The sequence below is a fragment of the Shewanella sp. GJ50-10 genome, assembly GCF_055808815.1.
Genome location: NZ_JBVVSS010000001.1, coordinates 181,684 through 204,962 on the forward strand (window position 1 = coordinate 181,684; position 23,279 = coordinate 204,962).

At 42.4% G+C, this 23,279-nt stretch carries 17 protein-coding genes and 1 pseudogene; 9 read left to right on the forward strand and 9 right to left on the reverse strand.

The window, feature by feature from the left end:
• Positions 1-119 precede the first annotated feature (119 nt).
• The 3 genes from AC0L4E_RS00685 to AC0L4E_RS00695 are packed head-to-tail and all read left to right on the forward strand — an operon-like array spanning position 120 to position 5,631.
• Positions 120-1,412, forward strand: coding sequence for a TolC family protein (locus AC0L4E_RS00685; RefSeq protein ID WP_473677563.1), 1,293 nt, complete (start codon positions 120-122; stop codon positions 1,410-1,412).
• Complete coding sequence (locus tag AC0L4E_RS00690; RefSeq protein WP_473677564.1) at positions 1,409-2,506, forward strand: efflux RND transporter periplasmic adaptor subunit; 1,098 nt, start codon at positions 1,409-1,411, stop codon at positions 2,504-2,506. Before AC0L4E_RS00685 ends, AC0L4E_RS00690 begins: the two co-directional genes overlap by 4 nt.
• Before the next feature lie 11 nt (positions 2,507-2,517).
• Complete coding sequence (locus tag AC0L4E_RS00695) at positions 2,518-5,631, forward strand: efflux RND transporter permease subunit (RefSeq protein ID WP_473677565.1); 3,114 nt, start codon at positions 2,518-2,520, stop codon at positions 5,629-5,631.
• Positions 5,632-5,752: 121 nt separating this feature from the next.
• Here AC0L4E_RS00695 and AC0L4E_RS00700 read toward each other — a convergent pair whose 3' ends face one another.
• The 3 genes and pseudogenes from AC0L4E_RS00700 to AC0L4E_RS00710 form a co-directional block, all read right to left on the reverse strand.
• Positions 5,753-6,940 (reverse strand): alkane 1-monooxygenase, encoded by a 1,188-nt coding sequence (locus tag AC0L4E_RS00700; RefSeq protein ID WP_473677566.1) that lies wholly within the window; start codon positions 6,938-6,940, stop codon positions 5,753-5,755.
• Between the two features lie 325 nt (positions 6,941-7,265).
• A pseudogene (locus AC0L4E_RS00705) lies at positions 7,266-7,802 on the reverse strand (hemerythrin domain-containing protein); the annotation flags it as partial.
• Between the two features lie 90 nt (positions 7,803-7,892).
• Positions 7,893-8,978, reverse strand: a complete 1,086-nt coding sequence (locus AC0L4E_RS00710) for a Kelch repeat-containing protein (protein WP_473677567.1) — start codon at positions 8,976-8,978, stop codon at positions 7,893-7,895.
• A gap of 401 nt (positions 8,979-9,379) precedes the next feature.
• Here AC0L4E_RS00710 and AC0L4E_RS00715 point away from each other — a divergent pair, with 401 nt between their 5' ends.
• Complete coding sequence (locus tag AC0L4E_RS00715) at positions 9,380-10,042, forward strand: peptidase (protein ID WP_473677568.1); 663 nt, start codon at positions 9,380-9,382, stop codon at positions 10,040-10,042.
• Complete coding sequence (locus AC0L4E_RS00720; protein WP_473677569.1) at positions 10,042-10,785, forward strand: PepSY domain-containing protein; 744 nt, start codon at positions 10,042-10,044, stop codon at positions 10,783-10,785. The genes AC0L4E_RS00715 and AC0L4E_RS00720 overlap by 1 nt, the downstream gene beginning before the upstream one ends.
• Positions 10,786-10,913: 128 nt before the next feature.
• Here AC0L4E_RS00720 and AC0L4E_RS00725 read toward each other — a convergent pair whose 3' ends face one another.
• Entirely contained in the window at positions 10,914-13,442 is a 2,529-nt protein-coding gene (locus AC0L4E_RS00725) for an Ig-like domain-containing protein (RefSeq protein ID WP_473677570.1), read from the reverse strand.
• A 512-nt stretch (positions 13,443-13,954) separates the two neighbouring features.
• Between AC0L4E_RS00725 and AC0L4E_RS00730 the strand changes: the two genes are divergently transcribed.
• Entirely contained in the window at positions 13,955-14,149 is a 195-nt protein-coding gene (locus AC0L4E_RS00730) for a helix-turn-helix domain-containing protein (RefSeq protein WP_473681446.1), read from the forward strand.
• A 2-nt stretch (positions 14,150-14,151) separates the two neighbouring features.
• On the opposite strand, the gene AC0L4E_RS00735 is transcribed toward AC0L4E_RS00730, so the two are convergent.
• From AC0L4E_RS00735 to prmA, 4 genes are all read right to left on the reverse strand, one after another.
• A complete protein-coding gene (locus tag AC0L4E_RS00735; protein WP_473677571.1) occupies positions 14,152-14,820 on the reverse strand; it encodes a cyclase family protein in 669 nt (222 codons plus the stop codon).
• Positions 14,821-15,024: 204 nt separating this feature from the next.
• A complete protein-coding gene (gene fis, locus AC0L4E_RS00740; RefSeq protein WP_055023591.1) occupies positions 15,025-15,333 on the reverse strand; it encodes a DNA-binding transcriptional regulator Fis in 309 nt (102 codons plus the stop codon).
• Between the two features lie 18 nt (positions 15,334-15,351).
• Positions 15,352-16,320 (reverse strand): tRNA dihydrouridine synthase DusB, encoded by a 969-nt coding sequence (dusB, locus tag AC0L4E_RS00745; RefSeq protein WP_473677572.1) that lies wholly within the window; start codon positions 16,318-16,320, stop codon positions 15,352-15,354.
• Between the two features lie 173 nt (positions 16,321-16,493).
• Complete coding sequence (gene prmA / locus AC0L4E_RS00750) at positions 16,494-17,375, reverse strand: 50S ribosomal protein L11 methyltransferase (protein ID WP_102529535.1); 882 nt, start codon at positions 17,373-17,375, stop codon at positions 16,494-16,496.
• A 380-nt stretch (positions 17,376-17,755) separates the two neighbouring features.
• Between prmA and AC0L4E_RS00755 the strand changes: the two genes are divergently transcribed.
• From AC0L4E_RS00755 to AC0L4E_RS00765, 3 genes are all read left to right on the forward strand, one after another.
• A complete protein-coding gene (locus tag AC0L4E_RS00755; RefSeq protein ID WP_220753737.1) occupies positions 17,756-18,496 on the forward strand; it encodes a fumarate reductase cytochrome b subunit in 741 nt (246 codons plus the stop codon).
• A 68-nt stretch (positions 18,497-18,564) separates the two neighbouring features.
• Positions 18,565-20,553, forward strand: a complete 1,989-nt coding sequence (locus tag AC0L4E_RS00760) for a fumarate reductase flavoprotein subunit (RefSeq protein WP_473677573.1) — start codon at positions 18,565-18,567, stop codon at positions 20,551-20,553.
• Complete coding sequence (locus tag AC0L4E_RS00765; protein WP_473677574.1) at positions 20,553-21,290, forward strand: fumarate reductase iron-sulfur subunit; 738 nt, start codon at positions 20,553-20,555, stop codon at positions 21,288-21,290. The genes AC0L4E_RS00760 and AC0L4E_RS00765 overlap by 1 nt, the downstream gene beginning before the upstream one ends.
• 613 nt (positions 21,291-21,903) lie before the next feature.
• Here AC0L4E_RS00765 and AC0L4E_RS00770 read toward each other — a convergent pair.
• The gene (locus AC0L4E_RS00770) at positions 21,904-22,242 is read right to left on the reverse strand and encodes a cytosolic protein (protein ID WP_473677575.1); all 339 of its coding nucleotides are present in this window, start codon (positions 22,240-22,242) and stop codon (positions 21,904-21,906) included.
• Positions 22,243-23,279 lie beyond the last annotated feature (1,037 nt).

A 23,279-nucleotide genomic window follows, 5' to 3' on the forward strand; every position in this document is an offset into this window, starting at 1 on the left:
CTTTGACTAGCTGTATTTTGTGCTCGTAATAGCACTCAGCTTGTCTTGTATTTTTGTATTAAATCGAGGCCAAAACTCAGATGTTTTACAATGTTAATATCGCCCGACTGGGCATTATTTTGTCCAAACTTTTCTTGTGTTGCGTATTCGCGCTGCTTGCGCCGATATCCCATAACGTTAGTGCTGAAGAACAAAATTCTACCCTGTCATTAACGACGGTACTTGAGCGTGTTAAGCAGCAACATCCCTCATTAAAAGTATTCAAATTTCGTCAACTTGCCCTAGATGGCGAAGCGTACACGCAAGCATTAACACCTGGTTATGAAATCGGGTTTGATGTCGACAATGTTGCAGGTTCAGGAGATTACCAAGGCATCGATAGTGCCGAATTTAGCGTGTCATTGTCTTCAGTCATTGAACTGGGTGATAAGTTAGAAGCGCGTTCTGGGATGGTGAATGAAAAGCGTGCCTTACTTGAAGCTGAACAAAAAATTGCAGCCCTAAGTCTACTGGGTGAAACGACTCGTCGTTATATCGATGTGTTAGCTGCACAATCACAATTAGAGCTGGCTGCTGACTCCTTGACGCTTGCGGAAGAAACCTTAAGGGTAGTGAAAAACCGTGCGGAAGCTGGCGTCACTCCTGATGCCGAAGTTAAACGTGCTCAAGCTGCAGTATTTAATGGCAGACTTGTCGCAGAAACTCAATTACATCAGCACGATTATGCCAAATTAGCCCTCAGTATGATGTGGGGTGAATCCAATGTTAACTTTGAATCTTTGGAAGGTAGTTTATTTGAATTTACTGATGATGTTGCGTTAGCTCCATTGTTTGAAAAGGTGAAATACAGCCCTGCTATTGAAGCATACCTAACCCAAGCTCAATTAAAGGAAGCTGAATTACGGTTTGCTCAAACTCAATCGAGTGCAGATGTGAGTTGGTCTGTTGGCGTGAAGCAAATGCAGCAAACCAGCGATATGGCATTAACGGCGGGATTCAGTGTGCCGTTATTTAGTGGAGACCGAAATTCAGGAGCGGTCATTTCTGCACAAGCGGCGAAAGATGAAGTAATGATCAACCGCGAAGTCGCACTGCTTGAACTCTATGCTCAGTTATATCGTGCTTATGCCAGTCGTAAACAAGCAATTGTCACGGTTAATCGTTTGCAGGCCAGCGTAATTCCTACTTTAACCCTAGCCTTAGAAGATACTCAAAAAGCTTATGAGCAAGGGTTATATAGCTATCTTGATTATTTAACAGCAAGAGAAGAATTACTTTTTTCACGCCGAGCTTTGATTGATGCTGCTGCTTCTGCATTGCGTCATGGCGTGGATATAGAGCAATTAATTGCTGAGCCTCTATCAGCGTCTCAACATACCTTTTTTAAAGATTTCCAAGGATTCCCAAAATGAACTTAAGACCATTCAATAACCTTACTATGGTTCATCTTGCTGTAACGGCCGTCTTAATGCTTGCTGTTCCAGCTTATGCTTCGGGCGATCATGACCATGAAGGTGTGCATTCAGATAAACATGCTAATGAACAAGCACATGGCGAACATGGGCATAATGAACATCAAAGCGGCCATTCAGATAGTCACTATGATAGTCACTCTGATAGCCATGCCGATGAGCAATCACATGACGAACACGGCCATGACGAGCATGGGCATGATGAACATGAAGAAGGCCAAGTTCATATCAGTGCAGAGCAACTGTCTGTATCTGGGATCGTTACTCAACTAGCGCAGTCTGGTGATATCAAACAAACAGTGACTCTTTATGGTCGAACAGTGGTACCAGAAACGGCTATAAGTCCAGTGAAAGCTAGATTTTCAGGACTTATCACCGAGTTTAACTTCGCGGTAGGTGACAAGGTAAAAGCGGGGCAAGTGATTGCTAAAGTTGAATCTAATGCAAGCTTAAAACATTACTCAATAACTGCACCAATTTCAGGTGTAGTGGTAAACCGATATGCTAATGTCGGCGAGTTAGCCACAGACAATGTTCTGCTTACTATTATGAATGACACAGAGTTGTGGGTTGAGTACCAAATCTTTCCAGGACAATTAAATTCAGTATCGGTTGGTCAGCACCTTATTATCGAATCAAACCCAGCTAATGCAAATAAGCAGCAAGTGGATTCAACAATAAAACACCTTCTCAACTCAACCAATAACCAAGCTTACACGTTAGCTCGTGCGCCACTAGACAATAAGCAAGGTCAATGGGCGGTGGGCGCTTTATTATCAGGGGTGTTAACCTTGAGTCAGCAGTCTGTGGCGATGGTTATTGATAATCGTGCAGTGCAGATTATGGAAGGTCAGCAAGTGGTGTTTGTCCGTAATGAAGAGGGCTTTGAAAAACGCATCGTTGAGCTAGGACAAAGTGATAGCCAAATGACAGAGGTGTTATCTGGCGTAGCAATTGGCGAAGAGTATGCCGTAGAGAAGAGCTTTCTTCTTAAAGCAGATCTTGAGAAATCTAGCGCTGCACACGTCCATTAAAGGAGACGAAAATGATTGAATCAGTTTTACGTCTTGCGATTAATCGCCGCTGGATGATGATGTTTTTAGCTTTATTGCTGGTTGCTGTAGGGCTTTGGAGTTATCAGAAATTACCGATTGATGCCGTGCCAGATATTACCAATGTACAAGTGCAAATAAGCACGCGTGCTGCGGGGTACTCACCACAAGAAACCGAACAGCGGATTACTTATCCGATTGAAAATGCCCTGATGGGTATTCCGAATTTGTCTAACACTCGTTCATTGTCGCGCTATGGATTATCGCAGGTGACAGTCGTGTTTGATGAAGGCACCGACCTTTATTTTGCTCGTAACCTTATTAGCGAGCGTTTAAATGGCATAAAAGGAGCTTTACCTGTTGGAATTGAGCCTGAAATGGGGCCAATTTCTACCGGTTTGGGTGAAATCTTCATGTATACCATCGAAGCGAAACCGGATGCCAAACAAGCTGACGGAAGTGACTTCGATGCAACAGCGCTAAGAGAAATCCAAGATTGGATTATTAAACCGCAATTAGCTCAAGTAAACGGTGTGACTGAAATAAACACCATAGGGGGCTTTGATAAGGAATATCACATTACGCCTCAACCATTGAAAATGTTGACCTATGGGGTTTCCTTTGTCGATATAAAAATGGCGCTGCAAAGCAGCAACAGTAATCGTGGCGCAGGTTATATTGAGCGTGATGGCCAGCAATTGACAGTTCGTTCAGCCGGGCAGCTTAAAACCATTAGCGATATTAAACAGGTTGTTGTTAAGCGTATCGATAATGCACCAATCTTAATTAGTGATGTGGCAGAGGTCGGCATTGGTAAGGCGTTAAGAACGGGGGCAGCCACTAGAGACGGAAAAGAAACAGTACTAGGCAGTGCAATGATGCTGGTGGGTGAAAATTCACGCCAAGTATCATTAGCCGTGGCCGAAAGACTTGAAGATGTTAAAGCGTCATTGCCTGATGGAATTAAAGTAGAGGCCGTATACGATCGCACAACTTTGGTCGATAAAGCGGTATATACAGTCCAAAAAAACCTCGTTGAAGGTGCGTTACTGGTTATCGTGGTGTTATTCATTTTGTTGGGCAATGCAAGAGCCGCGCTAATCACTGCAGCGGTCATTCCGCTGGCAATGTTAGCGACGATGACAGGGATGGTGCAAGCTGGCGTTTCAGCAAACCTGATGAGCTTAGGGGCATTAGATTTTGGTTTGATTGTCGATGGTGCGGTGATTATTGTCGAGAATGCCATTCGCAGACTGGGTCAAGCACAGGTACAAAATGGCGGGAATATTCTGCCTCGTAAACAACGTTTACAATTGGTGTATGAGGCAACGAATGAAGTCATTCGCCCAAGCTTATTTGGCGTATTGATCATTACCGTGGTTTATATTCCACTGTTTAGTCTTACGGGTGTTGAAGGCAAGATGTTCCACCCAATGGCAGCCACAGTTGTGATGGCGCTTTTAGCAGCGTTAGTGCTGTCGTTAACACTGGTTCCTGCCGCTGTTGCTTTGTTTATGACAGGTAAGATTAGCGAAAAAGAAAGCCGCGTTATTACCTTAAGTAAATCTTTGTATAAGCCATTGTTAATATTAGCAATGAAGTTTCGCTGGTTAGTGTTGAGTGCAGCTGTTGGGTTGGTGGCATTTTCAATTTGGTTAGCCACTACGCTGGGCTCAGAGTTTATTCCACAGCTTAATGAAGAAGATATTTTACTACAGGCGATTCGCATTCCTGGTACTGGCTTAGAGCAATCTGTAGAGATGCAAATGATGCTTGAGGATAGAATCAAACACTTCCCTCAAGTGCTGAATGTATTTTCTAAAATCGGAACTCCGGAGGTGGCGAACGACCCAATGCCGCCAAATATTGCCGATACCTTCATTATGCTTAAACCACGTAATGAGTGGCCAAACCCTAAAATGAGCCATGATGCGCTTGCTGCCGATATTGTCGATGCTGTTTCTGGTCAGCCCGGTAATAACTTTGAGCTAACTCAGCCAATTGAAATGCGTTTTAACGAACTCATTTCAGGTGTTCGTGCTGACTTAGGCATTAAAGTGGTTGGTGATGATTTACAGCAATTATTGACTTCGGCCAATGCCATTCATGAAGTGTTAGAGAAAATTGAGGGGGCGTCAGACCTTCAAGTTGAACAGGTAACGGGTTTGCCCATGTTGTCGATTCAACCCGATCGCATGGCGTTAGCACGCTATGGTTTAACAGTCAGTGAGTTGCAAGATTTTGTTGCAACTGCAATCGGTGGTGAAGAGGCGGGACTTATTTTTGAAGGTGATCGTCGCTTTAAGATTGTTCAGCGTTTACCTGAAAATATTCGTAAAGATGTAGAGCACTTACAAGCGTTACCTATTGTGCTGCCATCGGGGCAGTATGTGCCTTTATCTGAAGTCGCGACATTAGATATCGCGCCATCTCCAAATCAAATTAGCCGTGAGAACGGTAAACGTCGTATTGTCGTGACTGCTAACGTGCGCGGCCGTGATTTAGGCTCATTCGTCACTGAAGCAAAACAACAAATTAGTCAGCAAGTAGATTTACCTGCAGGTTACTGGTTGGAATATGGTGGCACATTTGAGCAACTAGAATCAGCCAGTCAGCGTTTATTGATAGTGGTGCCATTAACGCTCGCGCTTATTTTAGGCTTGCTAGTTATGGCGTTTAATTCGGTAAGAGATGCTGCCATTGTCTTTACAGGGATCCCGCTTGCGTTAACAGGTGGTGTTATTTCGTTATGGCTCAGAGACATGCCGTTATCTATTTCCGCAGGTGTTGGATTCATCGCGTTATCTGGAGTGGCGGTGCTTAATGGCTTAGTGCTGCTGAGCTTTATTCGTCAGTTATACCAAGAAAAAGGCGAGTTATTGGATGCCATTATTGATGGCGCACTGATTAGATTACGTCCTGTGTTGATGACTGCATTAGTGGCAGGACTTGGCTTTGTGCCGATGGCGCTGAATATTGGTACCGGTGCTGAAGTGCAACGTCCGCTTGCGACAGTGGTTATTGGCGGTATTATTTCATCGACTATTCTCACCTTGTTTGTTTTACCTGCTTTGTATCAATGGATACATGGCCGAGCTAAAGCGTAAAGAAATCAAGTGTATTTACACATTACAAAGCCCAGCAATTGCTGGGCTTTTACGATATGTCTTTATATTAACTGTTTAGTTTTTCCCACATTGCTAGCCGCTTAATTCAATGCATTGATAGTTAATCAGTAGGGTGTTGTATCACCATCTTATATTTTTCAATGAGATGTTGCCGTTTGCTGGCAAGCATATTGATTTTACTTGCATCGCCACCAGTGGTTGCTAATAGTCGTATATCCATCACTTTAAACCACAGCCAAGGAATATAAGCCAGAACATACATACCAAAGTAGCCGCTTGGCAGTGTCGGTAAGTCATCGAAATGTCGTAATGATTGGTAACTGCGAGTTGCATTGGCGTGGTGATCAGAATGACGTTGTAAATGAAACAGTGCCCAATTGGAGAAAATATGATTACTGTTCCAACTATGATGTGGTTGCGGAGGCTCATAACGACCATTGGGTAGCGTTCGCCTTAATAGGCCATAATGCTCAATATAATTTGCCGAGGTTAACTGCCACATAGACCAAAAAGCGCAAATGAGCAGATAGGGAATGACTGACACACCTAACCAGATAACCAAACCAATAAATAGCGAAAATGTTAATAGCATGGCTTGCAAAAATTCATTGTTTAAACTCAAGGAGGATTTTCCAGCCTTGTTGAGCCGTAAATTTTCGATTTGGTGAGCGCGCATGATGGCTCCAGGGAGCTCTCGCAGTACAAATCGATAGATGCTTTCTCCCATTTGAGCTGAGGCGGGATCTTCTGGTGTGGCCACATGTTTATGATGACCTCGATTATGTTCAATAAAAAAATGACCGTAAGCTGCAGGAGCCAACACAATCTTAGCCAACCATTTGTCTATATTTTTGCGTTTATGCCCGAGTTCATGACCAATATTTAATCCATGCCCACCAATACTGCCTGCCAATAAGGCAACGGCTAAGTATCCGGAATAACTTAGGGAATAATTGGCAACAAACCAAGCACAATAGATGAATGTTGCCAGTACGACAAACACATTTAATCGTGTAATTCGAGCGTAAAACGGGTCGGATTCGAGTGCAGGTATAACCGATTCAGGTGGATTACTGGTGTCTTCTCCCATTACATAATCAATTAAGGGAAATAACATGTAGACCACGACAAAAAACAACCATAGAAAAACTTCTTGCTGATATGTTTGATATAGCAAAGGTCCTGCGACAGCAATGGTGGGGATTAATAATGACAGCCACCAAAAGTGACGTTTCTTGTCTACGTATGTTGTGCCATCTGTGGCAATAAATACCCCAGCTTTTCCCATGCAGACTCTCCAGAACCATTATTACAATAAGCATGGCTTATAGCTTAAACAAGCTGTTTAACAGTTAACCATACTGTTTATTAGTTAAGCACACATTGCTTTGAAGATAAACTGTGAGGATTTCGCTGTGGTGACAGGCATATTTTGTGGTGATAGCGTGTTAATCAAAAGATGTTATCAAGCCTTGAGAAATCAAATTACCCTAGAGTTGTTGAATGGCATTGAGGATAAAATCAAAAAAAGGCTCTGCTGGGGGAAGCAAGAGCCGAGGACATGATGGAGCAAAGTGTTACGCGTTCATTAGCGCTAAAGTCTACTGATTAAACTAAATCGCTAATGCTTGTGGGAACAGTAAGTTGTTCTCAACGTGAATATGGGTTTGTAAATCAGCATCAAATTCAGCCAAGGTTTTGTAGCATTTTTGCCAAGTGCTACATACGCCTGCTGGAATTTGGTAGTTATTAGTGAGCTCTCTTAATTGCTGCAAAACGGTGCCAGCATGATCATGCTCGTGTTCCATGGCATTAATTGGGTTGCCAATATGGCCAAAACAGCCATTGACTTCTTCGCCAGCGGCAAGCTTGCGCATTGCTGGAAATAGAATTTGTTCTTCTTTCATTAAATGCGGCATTAAATCAGCCACTAATGCACCTATTAGCATCGCCAGTGGCTTAATTTCAGCATGATCTTCGCCGTGTGCTTGTACCATTCTTTGGGAATATTCCACCAAAAGCGGCGCCGTCTCACGTACATATTGGTGATGCGTGGCTTCAATATGATCAATTAAAGCGGGTATAGGTAAAGCTTGTAACTGTTCAAAACTAGCAGAAGACATGATGGCTCCAAAAGATGCATTTAATTTATACATATATTTTAAATGCATCTTTTGGTTGTTCAATCATCATGACGACCAAATGATAAGTCGATCACAAAATATCGGCGCTAATATCCCTTACTGAGTACAAGATTGTTGAGCCATTAACGGACTAGATAGTACGTGTTGGTTGAGTTGTTGTTTTGCTAACATGCCGCCAACTCGTAACAACTTGCCCTGATGACAAATTAAGCCTCGATGATCCATGCTTGGTGTTTCAAGCTTAAGTGGTTTAAGCCATTGCATGGTGTCAAAGTCAAAGGTGTATTGTTGGCTGTGTGGCTCGCTCGGCTCGCCGTTATATCCAATGCCACTGTAGTTATAGGGATTGTCACTGCCCGCCATAAAAATAGCTTGCCCAGATTTACCTGAGTTCACGCCTGTGGCTGCCATTCGGTAATGGGCGATTGCTAAGTTTTGCAGACCTTCAGCATTGTTTGTTTGGGTATTCGCAACAGAGTAGTGAGGCAGTAACTGCCAACTGATTCTTAAATGGTTTTGAGGATTAACTTCACCATATAAACACACAGGTGATGACTGGTAGCTGCGACGTTTGCCAATATTGGCCTGTACTTTCACACCATCACAGAACACGATTTTGTTGCCTGTCATAGCAACTGCTTGGCCAAAAACAGCAGGGGCTGGCATAGGGCTCGCTTGATCCCAGGTGTTCGTTTTGGTGTCGTAAATTTGGACTAGGTTGACGTTTCCGTCGTTATGCCAGCCGCCAAACAAATAGATATATCTCTGCTGATATACACTCGCTGCAGTATCATCAACGGCTACTGGCATATCAGCAATGCGTTGGTATTGATTAGTCAGCACATCAAATTGGTAGTTATCGACAGTGCTTATTTCTTCATGGTTTTTAGCCACGGTATAACCGCCAAAAACATAAGCTTTATCATTAAGCCCCACAGCGATTGAAGCAAGGCGACCCGCTAATGGCGCGACAAAAGGAACTGGGTTTAACGGCTGCCATTGTGGATTAGGCGCAGAAAGATTAGCCCCCCAAACCTTGTTATGCACTGCTTGATAATCTTTACCCTCAGCCAAGCCAGTAAAACTCAATAAGTAGTCGCCTTTTGCTGTCGTCACTTTGGCTACAGCGTTATTAGACACACCTTCGGGTAACTGGGGATAACTCGCATTTGCTGAAGGCACAAAACTCACAAGCGCTGTGATAACAGCGCCAAGTTAGCTTAAACGACTCATTCTCAATCCTTGTGTTTGTTATCTTTATTATTTTTATTCTATTTTTAGTCATGCACATTTAAACATATTTGTTATCTCAGCAGTAAATTGAAGCTAATGGAGGTAAGAAATAGTGCTGATGGCTTTGATAATTAAGTTTGTAATTTTGACCAGGATTTAAATGCTGTTTTATGGTCAATTTTACGGTAAGTTAGTTTTTTCTGAATTAATTTGCTCACTGTTATGAGTAACCCTATTCACTCAAAAATAGAATAATAAGACACAGGCAATTTGTTACTTTGAATCCAAAAAAAGCAGTCAATAAAACCCTTAAAAAGGTCTCATCAGCTCAGTTTCTTCACCGATGGCTCATGTTGATATTTGCTGTTCCAATTATTATATGGGGCTTTACTGGCAGCTATTTTGTATTGATGGATATTGGCTTTATTCGCAGCGATCATGTTGCAGTGAAACAAGCTGATAAAATATCACCATCTTCTATCTCTTACCCAGTTTCAGAGCTTTACCAAGCTTACCCTGATGCTCAAGCTGTCATTGTAAAACCCTTACTTAAACAAATGGTGTATCAACTTAAGTTACCAGAAAAGTCATTATTGATTAACGCGCAATCTGGCCAGCCGTTTGGCAGTATTACCGAAGCGCAAGCAAAAGCCATTGCATTAACATTTCAACATCAGGATGCAATCTCACCTTCTGCAAGTATCGTTTTAACCAAATTACTCACCACTCAAGCTCCGTCAGAATTAGCTGCAAGACATTTACCTGTCTGGCAAATCAGGTTTGATGATATTGCCCAATCAACACTGTATATATCGGCGCAGACAGGCGATGTGGTGACAAGGCGTCATGAATATTGGCGTTGGTTCGACTTATTTTGGAAGTGGCACATAATGGATTATGACGACGGTGAAGCCATTGATAACGCCTTATTATTTTATACTGCGATAGGATCGTTTATTGCTGTATTCGCTGGTGGGATATTGATTTGGCAACGCCGTAAGAGGTACAGCTAATGAAAACCAAAAATCTAAAACGTTGGCTGAGGTTTTGTCACTATTGGTTGGGCACTATTGTTGGCATTCAATTATTAATCTGGCTAGGGACAGGAATTTATTTCAATATCACCCCAAGTGAAGACCTTAAAGGCACTCATTATTATCGCAGTATAGCGCCGCTAGATTTAACTTCATTTAGCAGTCATGATCTCGAGCCTTTATCGTCTATTCTCGAGCGATATAAGCCGATGGAGCAGGTCAGCACTATTGTGCTTAATGACCGACCTATGTATTTATTAGACGAGCGAGTACAGCGATATCAGCATAATTGCCAACAACAAGTCGTAGTTGATGCATATAGTGGTAAAGAAGTCCTTATTGATGTCGAGTTGGCAGAATCCATAGCCTTGCAAAGTTATACCGGAGCAGGCGAGATAATGAGTCACCGACAATTATCTACCAGCTTTAAAGAGTGGCCGAAAGAATGTAACCCATTATGGCAAGTCAGCATTAATGATGAGTTGAATACACGTATTTACATTAACGGCATAAATGGTCGATTAGTTGGCCATAAAAATGACCACACTGATTTAGCCGATTTGATGTTTAAACTGCACTTTATGGATTACCTTCACCAAGGCAGTTTTAATAATCCCTTTAGCTGGGTATTTGGATTAATGATGTTGATTCTGTCGCTAACAGGTCTGTATTGGGTGATTGAGAATTTAGTCTTGAAGCGATATCGATTAAAGTTTGAGTAGCAAGTTGAGATGGTAAAGCGGAATTGAATAACAAAAGACTGTTTATCAAATAGAAAAAATCCGCAGCCTTGTCAAGGCTTACGGATTTATTATTTTTGCTTTAAAGTGTTACATCATTACTTCTTCAGTTAGTTGCTTGGTTCCACAAACTGGTTGTTGATAGACCGCTTACCTAAGTCACTCACCTTTGATGCCTTTGATTTAGAGGTCAGTGCTGGCGTTGTAGCGTTGATTTGCATGGAGCCTAAGTCTTGAGAGTTTTTCCAAGCATCTTCCCACTCGCTGAGATCAATGGTAGAAACATAATTGATTCTCGGAGGAATTATAGTGTAACGCTCACCATCTTCTAGAGTACCGTCAAAGTCAAAATCTTGATGCCAATTTGAATATTCAAATACGACCATACGACCTGATTCAGAATCCACAGAAACAACTTCCCACTCGCGATGACGCGTTCTCAAAATATAATCTTGTGTAATATGCAGGTCAACTTTATTACCGACGCTTGTCCATGTTCCCTCTAAGAAACCTATCTCAAACATAGGTATATCAGTTACTTTTTGCTGTTCATTGCTCCAAAAACCAGGTTCCACTCCTGAGATGCCATGATTAAAAGTGCCATCAGCTCTAAATAGGCGTCCCCACACCCCACCTACAGTCATTTGATTACCATTCCAGTATGAAGGTAAGTAAGCATTGATATTTGAAAGTGACATTTCAGGTAATTCTGTCACAAGTTTACTCCCTACCACAAAGTCATCAGCGGTATACTTAGCCATACGTTGGGAAGTTGAATACTGGAATGCATTATTTTGATATTTTTCCACTAAGACCAAGTGCTCATCACCTTGTGAAGCATATGGAGTATATTCAAAGTGTGTATCACCAGTAGTTAGTTTAAGAGCATCATTCTCCAAGCTGACGGTAAAGCTCTTTTCTCCGATTTGACTTTGAGCCTGCCCATTGTTGATTGTAATCACATCAGCTTTGACTGCAGTTTTCAGGTTTGGCTCGTATTCACCTGTTGATTCGCTGAATTCAGGTTGGGCGAGGTAGTCGCTTTCTATAGGTAGTACCCACTTACCATTGAAATCTTCAAGCGCTTTACCTGCAAATGCACTTTTGTAATTATGGTGAAGTACTTGTTGTGATGACTCAGTAATCACTGCTTTGGGGTTCTCTTCATTCCAATCGACCCACTCAGGCATTTCAATTGTTAATTCTATAGCAGAGTCAACATTAACTTGATAAGAAATCTCATTGGCTTGAAGTAAAGTAATGCTGTCGCTTTGGGTGCGGTAAGTTAGCGGAATTTGACTTTCATAATATCCACTTTCATAAGCAGCAATAAATGCTTCGACGACCTCGGATGAAAATCCATAATCCTCTTCAAGCTGGTAGTAAGGGTAGGAAACAGAGGTGTATGAAACATAACTTCTGTCAGTGTACTCAATTATTGCCTTGCCATTGTTAATCGACCAATCAAATCCCTCAGGCTCAGGTAATTCGCTGCCTAGGGTGAATAGCTCCAAATATACAGTCCCTGAACCATTGGCATTAAAGAGAATACTGTCGCCGCGGAACTCTAGCCAACCAGGTTGCGCTCCTACTAGCCAGCTCATTGATTTGTCACTAAACATCTCTTTGGTAAAGCTATCAACAACCTTTGGATCGGCTAAGGTTTGTTTGATTGCCTCTTCCAGCGCTTCTTCGTAAGCTTCACTCAGATTGCCGCTTTCATCAATCAGTTCATTATTTGTCAGATACTGATTAATCAACTGTTGGGTATCGAGTTCTTCGTCATTCAACAATGTGACTACTGTTTTCCCCTCGGGAATTTCAAATTCGCTATTATCAACTAACAGTTTTATGAATCCAGCAGTTTCAAGTAAATGCTGTGCTGGTACTCCAGCTAGAGCCTGCTCAAATTGCTCTGCAGACTCAAATTCTTCATTGTTATTAAGGTCTTTAGCAATCAAATAAGCAGCTGTTGATAAGTGGGTAGCATTAAGCGATTTTGCCTGTTCAGCAGTAATCTTGCGTTGTTCATCAACCTTTTGCAGTAATGTACCTGATTGGCCAACAATTGAGATTAGCTCTACATTTTGTTGGTTATTTTCTGTTGCGCCGAATGCTTGTATTTTAATAATTTCATCAAGATTATTGATGGTTAATGGGAGCAAGTAGTAACCTTCGCTATCAGCAGTTGCTGTGTGGTCTATACCATCTAGGGTGACCACTACTTCGGCATTGGCAATGGGGTTGTCAGTTATCTGACCTGAAAGGGTTAAGGTATGGTTAACGGTTACTGTAACGTCAGCATTCGCTTTGTTGGTGCCATCGCTAACTTCATAATTAAAGGTTACTGTGCCTGTAGTATCTGCTTCAGGTGTGAAAACAAGTTGATTATTTACTATTTCAACATTTCCAAGTTCCAGATTTGAAGTTGATATAATCGTTAAGCCATTGCCACTATGATCAGTGTCATTGGCCAGCACATCGAGCGTTACCGCTAGATTATTTTGAGCAAGTCCTGTATCTGAAATCGCAGTTGGTGAAGGAGTAGGTGCCGGGTCGGGAGTTTCTGAAGTAGAGTCTGAACCACCGCAGGCGCTAAGAAAAGCGGCAGCGATCAAAGTAAGGGTAAATTGTTTCATGATTTCCTTATGAATTACATTCCATTGTAAATACCGAACAATAGTAGGTAACCTATTGTTGTTAATGAAATGTACAAGACTTTTGACTTACGTGCAAACCTTGCTTAATCAATTTTCTTAGAGGGATACCACTGAATTTTTTTGTGAGCTGTAACCTTAAGACTTGTTCATTGACATAACTTTTCATCACCTTATGGGCAAATATTAGAAACCTATATCTAGTAAATTTGTTAGGGATGCCTGAAAGGTTAAAGGTGCTATTTAGGACTTCATTAAGTTTGCGAATTATCAGTATTAATAGTTAGACAAATATTCACATTTGGCGGTGTAGTTTTATGGTTTCCCAATAAAAAATAATTTCCTCCATACGCAGTACTAGAGTTTGAGAGAGCTTTGATGGCTTTAGAGGAAAAATATCAACAAAAAGGGTTAATCATTTCTGGTTAATCCTTTTAAATACAATGAATTAATGGTCATTTCTTAGTTCATTTCATAGTCCTCAAAACTTAAAACTGATCGCTTGGCTGAAGCAGCAGAGAAGTGAGCAGGGCTTGACCATGCGCGATTTAGCCGAAAGGCTAGAGGTTCCACACTCTTTTGTTGGTAAGGTTGAGCAGGGTGAAAGGCGTTTGGATGTGGTTGAGTATATTCAATACTGCGAGGCTCTTGAGGTTTCTCCTCTGTTAAGCCTCAAGCATATTATTTAAGATTAATCTTTGATTTCAATTAGAACAGCTCTACATTGAGAGGCTGATGTGTTCAATAACTTCAGCGGAAAGGCATTTAGAAAATAGTTTTTGCCTTTAACTAAGTTTGAGTCAATTGCTAGAGGAGCTAGCAAAAGCAAATCTGTATTCTTTTCGAATAATCGTGAGACTGCGTTATATGGTTCAGATTGGTTATCAATAACCGGTGTATCTACAGCTAAAAGGTTGAACTTAAATTGTGAAAGGTAGCCTGTTAGTTCTCTTGTGAACCCAGGACTGTCAATTATGAAGTTTTTGTCATTATAGTTTCTGACTCCCCAACCTGTGTAGATAATCAGTGAGTCGCCATCAGCTAACTGAATGCTTCTTTCTGATAATGCTGATTTAAACTGCTCTAAAGTTATAAGGTTATCGCTTGATGTAATCACTTCGATCAGTTTTACTTTACAGAAAAATCTATCTAAATTGACTTTATCTAAAGTTTTTTGATTGTTTAATTTATGTTGTGAAGTCTCAATATAAGTCCCAGTATGTGAGCAAATATTCAATCGATAAACCGTACTGGAGTCACCGTTAAGGGTAGACTGTATGGTTGATAACTCATTTTTCCATTCCTCTTTGTACGGTACGGTTTGATTTGTAATGGGGATAGATATATCAATAATGTTCATTTTTAGGCCTTAAAGAAGATTAGCTGTCAGTAGAGATTTTTCTCTATCATAATGTTCTCAAAAATAAATCACTATATCTATTTGAATGACACGATACCGAATGAATGACTAATAGATGTGTGTAACTATGCGTGTAACTATAAAGAAAAAAGGCTTAATGATTTTACATTAAGCCTTTAAGTATCAATGCGATATAAACTAATTCTAGTTCATGCCGTATTTTTTTAATTTCTTACGTAAAGTACCACGGTTGATACCTAACATGTTCGCAGCACGTGTTTGGTTACCACGAGTGTGTTGCATGATGATGTCTAGTAATGGTGCTTCAACTTCACTTAAAACCATTTCATATACTTCAGACGCTTCTTGACCGTCTAACTGAGAGAAGAAGTTTGTTACTGCACGCTTTACTGCGTCACGTAATAGTTGTGGCTTGATAGTACCGTTAGCGGTTTCAATCTTACCTACGGTTAGCTGGTGAACTTCTGTGTTAGTAGTTGTCTGATCAAACATTCTATTCTGCTCTTTATATTAAAAATTTACTAATTCATCAAAGTAACATTCCACTAAGGAATATTGCTGTTCAGCGGTTTCAAGCCTATTAAAGTCAGCACGGAACTGTCGCTGTTCTTCTTGGTTTAGGTACCATCCCATATGCTTTCGGGCAAATCGGACACCTTTGTATTCGCCGTACAATTCGTACAATTTGTTCAGGTGTTCGAGCATGATTTCTCGCTGCTCGCTCGCCTCAACTGGCGGTAATTTTTTACCTGTTTCCAAGTAGTGGTGGATTTCTCTAAAAATCCACGGTCTGCCTTGGGCTCCGCGTCCTACCATCAGGGCATCGGCGCCAGTGTAATCTAAGACGAACTTAGCTTTCTCTGGGCTGTCGATATCTCCGTTGGCAACAACAGGGAGTGAGACATTTTGTTTTATCGCTTTAATCGTGTCGTATTCGGCAAAGCCTTTATACATACATTGTCTCGTTCGACCGTGAACGGCGATAGAGGCGATGCCACAATCTTCAGCAATGCGGGCAATTTCAACACCATTACGATGTTCAGGTTGCCAACCTGTGCGGATCTTGAGTGTCACAGGAACATCAACTGCACTAACAACAGCCTTTAAAATCTCTTTTACTAGCTGGGGATCTTGCATTAATGCCGAGCCTGCGAGCTTTTTGTTTACCTTTTTTGCGGGGCAGCCCATATTGATATCAATGATATGCGCACCTTGTTCAACGTTGAACTGGGCCGCGTTTGCCATTAATTCAGGATCTGCACCTGCGATTTGTACTGAGCGAATACCTTCTTCACCAGAATGCATCATGCGCTGGCGACTTTTATCGGTATCCCAAACTTCAGGATTCGATGAAAGCATCTCTGAAACAGCTAGACCTGCGCCATAGCGTAAACAGAGGTTTCTAAAAGCGCGATCGGTGACACCTGCCATTGGTGCCACAATCAGCTGATTCTTCAGTTGATACGGGCCAATTTGCATTGAGTTATTCACCTTGCTCGTCAAAGGGGCGCTATATTAGCCCTTTTTTGCCTTCCTGAAAAGGTCAATAAATGAACTAAATGTAACTTTTTTGCTTGACTTTTAGTTGGAGAGTATTCTGCACTCCCTTAAGCGCAGATCTAGCTGCCATAAGGGGTGCAATGCCTTTACCGTTATTTGCGGGTACCTGTCAAGCGACTCCAGTCTTCTTTGTGAGCCGCTTCATCCATGATGAACCATTGGCTATAAAACTGTGAGATTTCTTCTGCTTGTTCTTCTAAGAGGCCTGATAAAGCTAATTTCCCGCCAGTTTTAACTTTTTCTGCAATCAGTGGTGCTAACTCGCGAAGTGGACCCGCAAGGATGTTAGCAACCAAGATATCGGCTTGCAGATTCTCTGGTTGGTTTTCAGGTAAGTATAAAGCCAGTTTGTCTGCAACGCCGTTACGTTCAGCGTTGGCGGTCGATGCATCAATCGCTTGGTAGTCAATATCAACACCGGTGACGGTTTTTGCGCCTAGTTTAAGGGCGGCGATGGCTAAAATGCCTGAGCCACAACCAAAGTCGATAACTTCTTTATCTGAAAGGTCTAAACCGTCTAACCACTCTAAACATAAAGCCGTGGTAGCGTGGGTGCCTGTACCGAAAGCTAAACCAGGATCGAGTATGACGTTTACTGCCTCTGGCTCAGGAATGTCGCGCCAGCTTGGGCATATCCATAAACGTTGACCGAATTTAATTGGGTGAAAGCTGTCCATCCATTCGCGAACCCAATCTTTGTCTTCAATCTGTTCGATTTTATGTTTAAAGCCTTTACCTAAATAAGGAAGGGTCTCTAAAAAGCTCACTGTTGGACTTAAGTCAGTGCCTGCATCAAATAAGGCAATCACAATTGTGTCTTGCCATAACGGCGTTTCACCTAACTTAGGTTCAAAAATAGGGGTGTCTTTACCATCTTCATAGGTAATTGATACTGAACCTTGCTCCATTAAAAGGTCACCGAGCGCGTCGGCATGGTCGCTGTTAGTACTAATGCGAAGTTGAATCCAAGGCATGGAGTTTTTCCTATGAGAATAATTTAATGGCGCATTGTACCTGCTTGGCGGGAAAAACAGCAGCATTTGATAGTGAAATATTGCTTATTTGCATTGAAAGGGCTGTTTTAGAACTTTTATCCTATGGTTAATCTTTAAGCTATTAATATCCATGATGAAATCATTCAAACACTGGTTTTGTTTGAATGTCACTATAAATTAATGAAAGTTAAGTAAAATTTTGAGTTCTTATATTTGAACAATATGTGACTGTGATCAAGTTCTAAAAGCCGATGAATGTTAGGTGAGCTTGATCACGGTTTAATTTTTATAGCCGAGGAGAAATAGGGATAGCTGATAAGCTGATTTCACCAGAAATATGTCATACAGGCATGGAAACTATGACTGCTTCATCGCAAACTCAAACACAAAAAATTCATGACGTTTCGTCAAAAGGGTATTTGAACCCGATTTGGGCAGCCAGAGCCGATAAATTACAAAGTGCTACCGGGTTGTTGTTAGGCTTCTTCATCATTATGCATTTGCATTTTGAGTCGAGCATATTAATCAGTAAAGAGGCCTTTTATCATGTGGGTCACTTTTTAGAAGGTGGTATTTTTAGCGAAACAGGACATGGTTTTCCTGTGCTCACTAAATTTATTTCTGCGTTTATGTTGCTGGTGGTGATCATCCATGCAGCGTTCGCGTTAAGACGTTTTCCTGCGCAAATTCAACAATGGCGAGCACTTCGCAGCCAAATGACCATTATGCCGCACCAAGATACTAAAATTTGGTTCTGGCAGCTGATTACTGGCTTCTTATTATTCTTCCTCGCGCCAGTTCATCTTTACGACATGATCACTAACCCTGCGATTGGTCCGCATTTATCGGCAGAGCGTGTTTACCACCAAGATGTGTGGATGCTTTATGTGTTGTTACTGCCAGCTGTGGTTATCCATGCAATGTTTGGCCTATACCGTGTAGCTGTTAAGTGGGGCATTACCACTAAACGCATGGCGGCTTTAAAACTTGCCAAGTTCATGGTGATTTACTTGATGATTATTGGTATCGCAAGTTTGATGACTTACATCGTGATTGGTCAATCGTTGGAGTTACCAGTGACTCCTTTTGTGCCGAGCTAGAGGCTTTAGAGTTTTAGGTTAATGAGTCGCATATGCCATTAACCTCGTATCGAATTTAAGGAATACCCGTGAAAATAATTTATACAGACTCATTAGTCGTTGGCGCAGGCCTTGCTGGTTTGCGCGTTGCTATTGCTTCAAAAGAACGTGGTTTAGATACCGTGGTTTTATCGCTAATCCCTGCTAAGCGCTCTCACTCAGCAGCGGCTCAAGGTGGCATGCAAGCCAGCCTTGGTAATACAGTTAAAGGTATGGGCGACGATGAAGATGTCCATTTCCAAGATACTGTAAAAGGGTCTGATTGGGGCTGCGATCAAGACGTAGCAAGAATGTTTGCCCATTGCGCGCCAAAAGCGGTGCGTGAACTAGCTAACTGGGGCGTGCCTTGGTCGCGAATTACTGCTGGCGATCGTCAAGTGGTAGTGAATGCAGAAAAGGTCACCATTACCGAAGCAGAAAAAGCCCATGGTTTAATTAATGCCCGTGACTTTGGTGGCACTAAAAAGTGGCGTACATGCTATACCGCTGACGGTACAGGCCATTCATTGCTATACGCAGTAGATAACAAAGCCATTGAAATGGACATCCCTGTTCATGAACGTATTGAAGCTTTATCACTTATCCATGATGGCAAACGCTGTCACGGTGTGATTGCACGCTGTTTAATCACAGGTGAATTGCGTGCCTATATTGGCAAGGCTACCACTATTGCTACTGGCGGCTATGGTCGTATTTACGAAGTGTCTACCAATGCAATTATTTGTGAAGGTATCGGCCAAGCATTGGCATTAGATACAGGCGTTGCAACGCTAGGGAACATGGAAGCAGTGCAGTTCCACCCAACAGCGATTGTGCCAGTAGGAATTTTGACAACTGAAGGTTGTCGTGGTGATGGCGGCCTGCTTCGAGACAAAGACGGTCATCGCTTTATGCCTGACTATGAGCCCGAAAAGAAAGAGCTCGCATCACGTGATGTGGTATCACGGCGCATGACCGAACATATGCGTAAAGGCAAAGGGGTTGATAGCCCTTATGGCCCGCATTTATGGCTAGATATTACCTTGCTTGGTCGTAAACACGTTGAAACCAACTTACGTGAAGTAAAAGAGATTTGTGAAAACTTCCTTGGCATCGACCCTGCGAAAGACTGGATCCCAGTAAGACCGACTCAGCATTATTCAATGGGTGGTATTCGTACCAATGCTACCGGTGAAAGCCCGCAACTTGCAGGTTTATTCAGTGTTGGTGAGGCAGCCTGTTGGGATATGCATGGCTTTAACCGTTTAGGCGGCAATTCTCTCGCTGAAACTGTCGTTGGCGGGATGATTATCGGTAAGTATGTGGCCGATTTTTGTGAAAAGAACACCCTTGAAATCAACACTGGCGAGATTGAAGCCAGCATGACCAAGATGCAGCAAGAAATTGATGAGTTGTTAGTGGGTAAAGGCACTGAAAACGTATTTGATATCAAGCTTGCTATGCAGCGAATTATGATGGATTACGTGGGTATTTTCCGTAACGGCACTGAACTAGAAAAGGCTGTGACAGAGTTAAAAGACTTACTTAAGCGCAGTAAAAATATCGGTCTTAAGTGTAAAAAACGTCACGCTAACCCTGAACTTGTCGAAGCATTAAGAGTGCCACGTATGCTGCGTGTGGCCTTAACCGTTGCATGTGGCGCTAATGCGCGCACAGAAAGTCGCGGCGCTCATGCCCGTGAAGATTACCCGCAACGTAACGATAAAGAGTGGCTAAACCGCACATTATCAACCTGGCCAGATGAAAATGCTCTAGAACCTAAGCTAAGTTACGAGCAGCTTGATGTGATGAAGATGGAGCTTCCACCAGGTTATCGCGGCTATGGAAATGATAATGCGGTTGCACACCCTGATACCGCAGCGCGTGAAGCGCAGATTGCAGGAATTCTTGCTGAATTAGGTGATGATGCCGACCGCTTTGATAAGCAAGCTGCCATCATGCCATTCGATTTACCTGAAACATTACGTCCTCGTAATGAAAGATTAAGTGACACTATCGCAGTGTCGGGAGAGAAGTAATGAGTAGCCCACGTACTATCAGTTTTGAAATCTTTCGATACGATCCGCAAGATCCTAACGATAAGCCAAAAATGGTGACTTACGAGATCACTGAAGCGCCGGGAATGACAGTGTTTATTGCTTTAAACCTGCTACGTGAGCAGCAAGATCCTTCTTTGCAGTTTGATTTTGTTTGCCGTGCAGGTATTTGTGGCAGCTGCGCTATGGTGATTAATGGCAAGCCAACTTTGGCGTGTCGCACTTTAACAGCTAACTTCCCAGATGGAAAAATCAAACTTATGCCATTACCGGGTTTTGAGTTGATTGGCGATTTATCGGTGAATACAGGTAAGTTCATGCGTGAACTTGCTGAGCGCTTACAGCTTTGGCTACAACCTGACAGTAATGATATCGATATTCACCGCTTAGAAAACCCAATGGATCCAGCTGAAGCGGCTAAGTTATATGAACTAGAACGCTGCGTTGAATGTGGTGTGTGTGTTTCTGCTTGTGCAACCAAACAAATGAAAGATACCTTTGTTGGCGCTGTTGGGATGATGAAAATTGCTCGATTTGAAATGGACAGCCGCGATACCCGTAGCGCTGAAGATTTCTATCATGTCATTGGTAATCAAGACGGCGTGTTTGGTTGTATGACCTTATTGGGTTGCCAAGATGCTTGCCCGAAAGACTTACCGCATATGCAGCAAATTGCTTACCTGAGACGCAAAATGGCGCAAACGATTGTTAGCTGTTAATTAATCGCTAAACATTTTAAAGCCGCATACCTGCAGAGGTAAGCGGCTTTTTTGTTTGCTATTTTAATAAATCAACGTCGTGGCGCTTCGCCCACACCAGAGCAAGAAGGGTGAAACTGCTCACCCCTCTTGCATCTCCCCAGCAGCCCCGGCGAAATTTTCTGAAAAGCGAAAGATTTCCAACGGGGGATTATCCAGCTTTGAACTTCGTTTGTTGCTAACTTCAGGCTTATTCGAAAATACTAACGCTTCCGATGGTGCATCCATGCACCGCGAAAGTTATGCTCACATCCATGTGAGCGTCACGCTATTTTCTTCAACGTCCTCAATTCAAATTGAGTCTTTTAGCTCTTTAAATTGTCGCGGACGCAGTCAAATCGAAGAGACACTAATCCCAGTGTAGATGCAGCAGCGAGCTTCCAAAACATGGATGTTTTGGCAGAGCTTACAGGGATGTACTTGCTGCGTCTCGCAGTTGTATCTGCGCATAAGCCTGCGGCAGGCAATGGATTAGATTGAAGTCATGCCTTTCTGTAGCAGAGCTAATATAAATGAAGTATAAAGTTAGAGGCTGTAACTCGCTTTGCCCTATTTCTTGGCAGAGATGCTAATTTCAGCTTATTTGGGTAATAAAGGTTTGCTCGTCATCCACAAAAGCCACAAAACCGCCGTGATAGATAAATACTCGACCACGCCCCTCAACTAGGCAGGCAAGCTGAGGGTTCAAATCTTCTTCGTTATCCTGACTTTGAAAAGTACCAGTATCGGTGATTACGCCGCTGAATGAAGGCAAATATCCATAAGTGCGCTTGGCTTGATCGATCAAGCTCAATTCGCTGGCGCTTGAGAAACAAGACGGGATAGCACCTGCTTCTTCGATAAACATCGTTTTCAGTTCTTCAAAAGCTGTAATCACTAGCCAGTCGATGTCGTTAACATGATGGATAAACATTTTTATAAATACCTAGTTTCTCGGTAATTCTGATGCGGAGATTTTATCATTATTAAGAGAGAACCTAGTAGATATTTAGTTGCTGAAGGTTGTGCAGTCGTTTTATTTCCAAACTTTGTTTGAATTAAGGTCAGCGTCGTGGTGTTCTCTCGGCTTCTAAACTTCGTTTGAGTTGAATCAAAGTCGTGGTGTTCTCTCGGCTTCCAAACTTCGTTTGAGTTGAATCAAAGTCGTGGTGTTCTCTCGGCTTCCAAACTTCGTTTGGATTGAATCAAAATCGTGGCGCTTCGCCCACACCAGACGAAAGGGAAACAACAGCATTTCCCTTCTCGACATCCCTTGCCGCTCCGACGAAGTGTTGTTCCTCATGCTATAGAGCGAATTTGCTATCGCCTCAGATTCGCCATCCCTGGCTCAATCTGAGGCTATGTCGGCGTCCTGCCTCCATCACGCAAATTAGCTCAACGCATTCGGACACTTCCAACGGAGATCATTTTGCCCGCAGGTTCATTTCTGTGTCTGATTTTGTTCAATAAATTGTTTCAGCGAGTGTTATTGAAGAGTAACTTTTTGAGCAAAAGCCAAATCAAGGTCGTGGCGCTTCGCCCACACCCGACGAAAGGGAAACAACAGCATTTCCCTTTTCGATATCCCTTGCCGCTCCGACGAAGTGTTGTTCCTCATGCTAAATGAGCGAATTTACTACCGCCTCAGACTCGCCATCCCTGGCTCAACCTGAGGCTATGTCGGCGTCCTGCCTCCATCACGCAAATTAGCTCAACGCATTCGGACACTTCCAACGGAGACTATTGAGCCCGCAGGTTCTTTTGTACCTACAATTATTTCTTGAAATTATTCTTGGGCTTAAATGCTCAATTTGAATTGAGGCAAGCAAGAAAATCGCGTGAGTCTAGCCATGGATGGCTAGCTAGCTTTCGAGGGGAAGGGACGCCCCATCGTAAGCGTTAGTGATTTTTGCAGCTTGCTGAAGTTGGCTAAAAATGAAGTAAAAAGCTGGATATTTCTCCATTGAAATA

Excerpts from the sequence above, each read along its gene's own strand:
- AC0L4E_RS00690 (WP_473677564.1), top strand. The coding sequence starts at position 1,409 with ATGAACTTAAGACCATTCAATAACCTTACTATGGTTCATCTTGCTGTA.
- AC0L4E_RS00695 (WP_473677565.1), top strand. The coding sequence starts at position 2,518 with ATGATTGAATCAGTTTTACGTCTTGCGATTAATCGCCGCTGGATGATG.
- AC0L4E_RS00700 (WP_473677566.1), bottom strand. The coding sequence starts at position 6,940 with ATGGGAAAAGCTGGGGTATTTATTGCCACAGATGGCACAACATACGTA.
- AC0L4E_RS00715 (WP_473677568.1), top strand. The coding sequence starts at position 9,380 with ATGTTGATATTTGCTGTTCCAATTATTATATGGGGCTTTACTGGCAGC.
- AC0L4E_RS00720 (WP_473677569.1), top strand. The coding sequence starts at position 10,042 with ATGAAAACCAAAAATCTAAAACGTTGGCTGAGGTTTTGTCACTATTGG.
- AC0L4E_RS00725 (WP_473677570.1), bottom strand. The coding sequence starts at position 13,442 with ATGAAACAATTTACCCTTACTTTGATCGCTGCCGCTTTTCTTAGCGCC.
- AC0L4E_RS00735 (WP_473677571.1), bottom strand. The coding sequence starts at position 14,820 with ATGAACATTATTGATATATCTATCCCCATTACAAATCAAACCGTACCG.
- fis (WP_055023591.1), bottom strand. The coding sequence starts at position 15,333 with ATGTTTGATCAGACAACTACTAACACAGAAGTTCACCAGCTAACCGTA.
- dusB (WP_473677572.1), bottom strand. The coding sequence starts at position 16,320 with ATGCAAATTGGCCCGTATCAACTGAAGAATCAGCTGATTGTGGCACCA.
- prmA (WP_102529535.1), bottom strand. The coding sequence starts at position 17,375 with ATGCCTTGGATTCAACTTCGCATTAGTACTAACAGCGACCATGCCGAC.
- AC0L4E_RS00755 (WP_220753737.1), top strand. The coding sequence starts at position 17,756 with ATGACTGCTTCATCGCAAACTCAAACACAAAAAATTCATGACGTTTCG.
- AC0L4E_RS00765 (WP_473677574.1), top strand. The coding sequence starts at position 20,553 with ATGAGTAGCCCACGTACTATCAGTTTTGAAATCTTTCGATACGATCCG.
- AC0L4E_RS00770 (WP_473677575.1), bottom strand. The coding sequence starts at position 22,242 with ATGTTTATCCATCATGTTAACGACATCGACTGGCTAGTGATTACAGCT.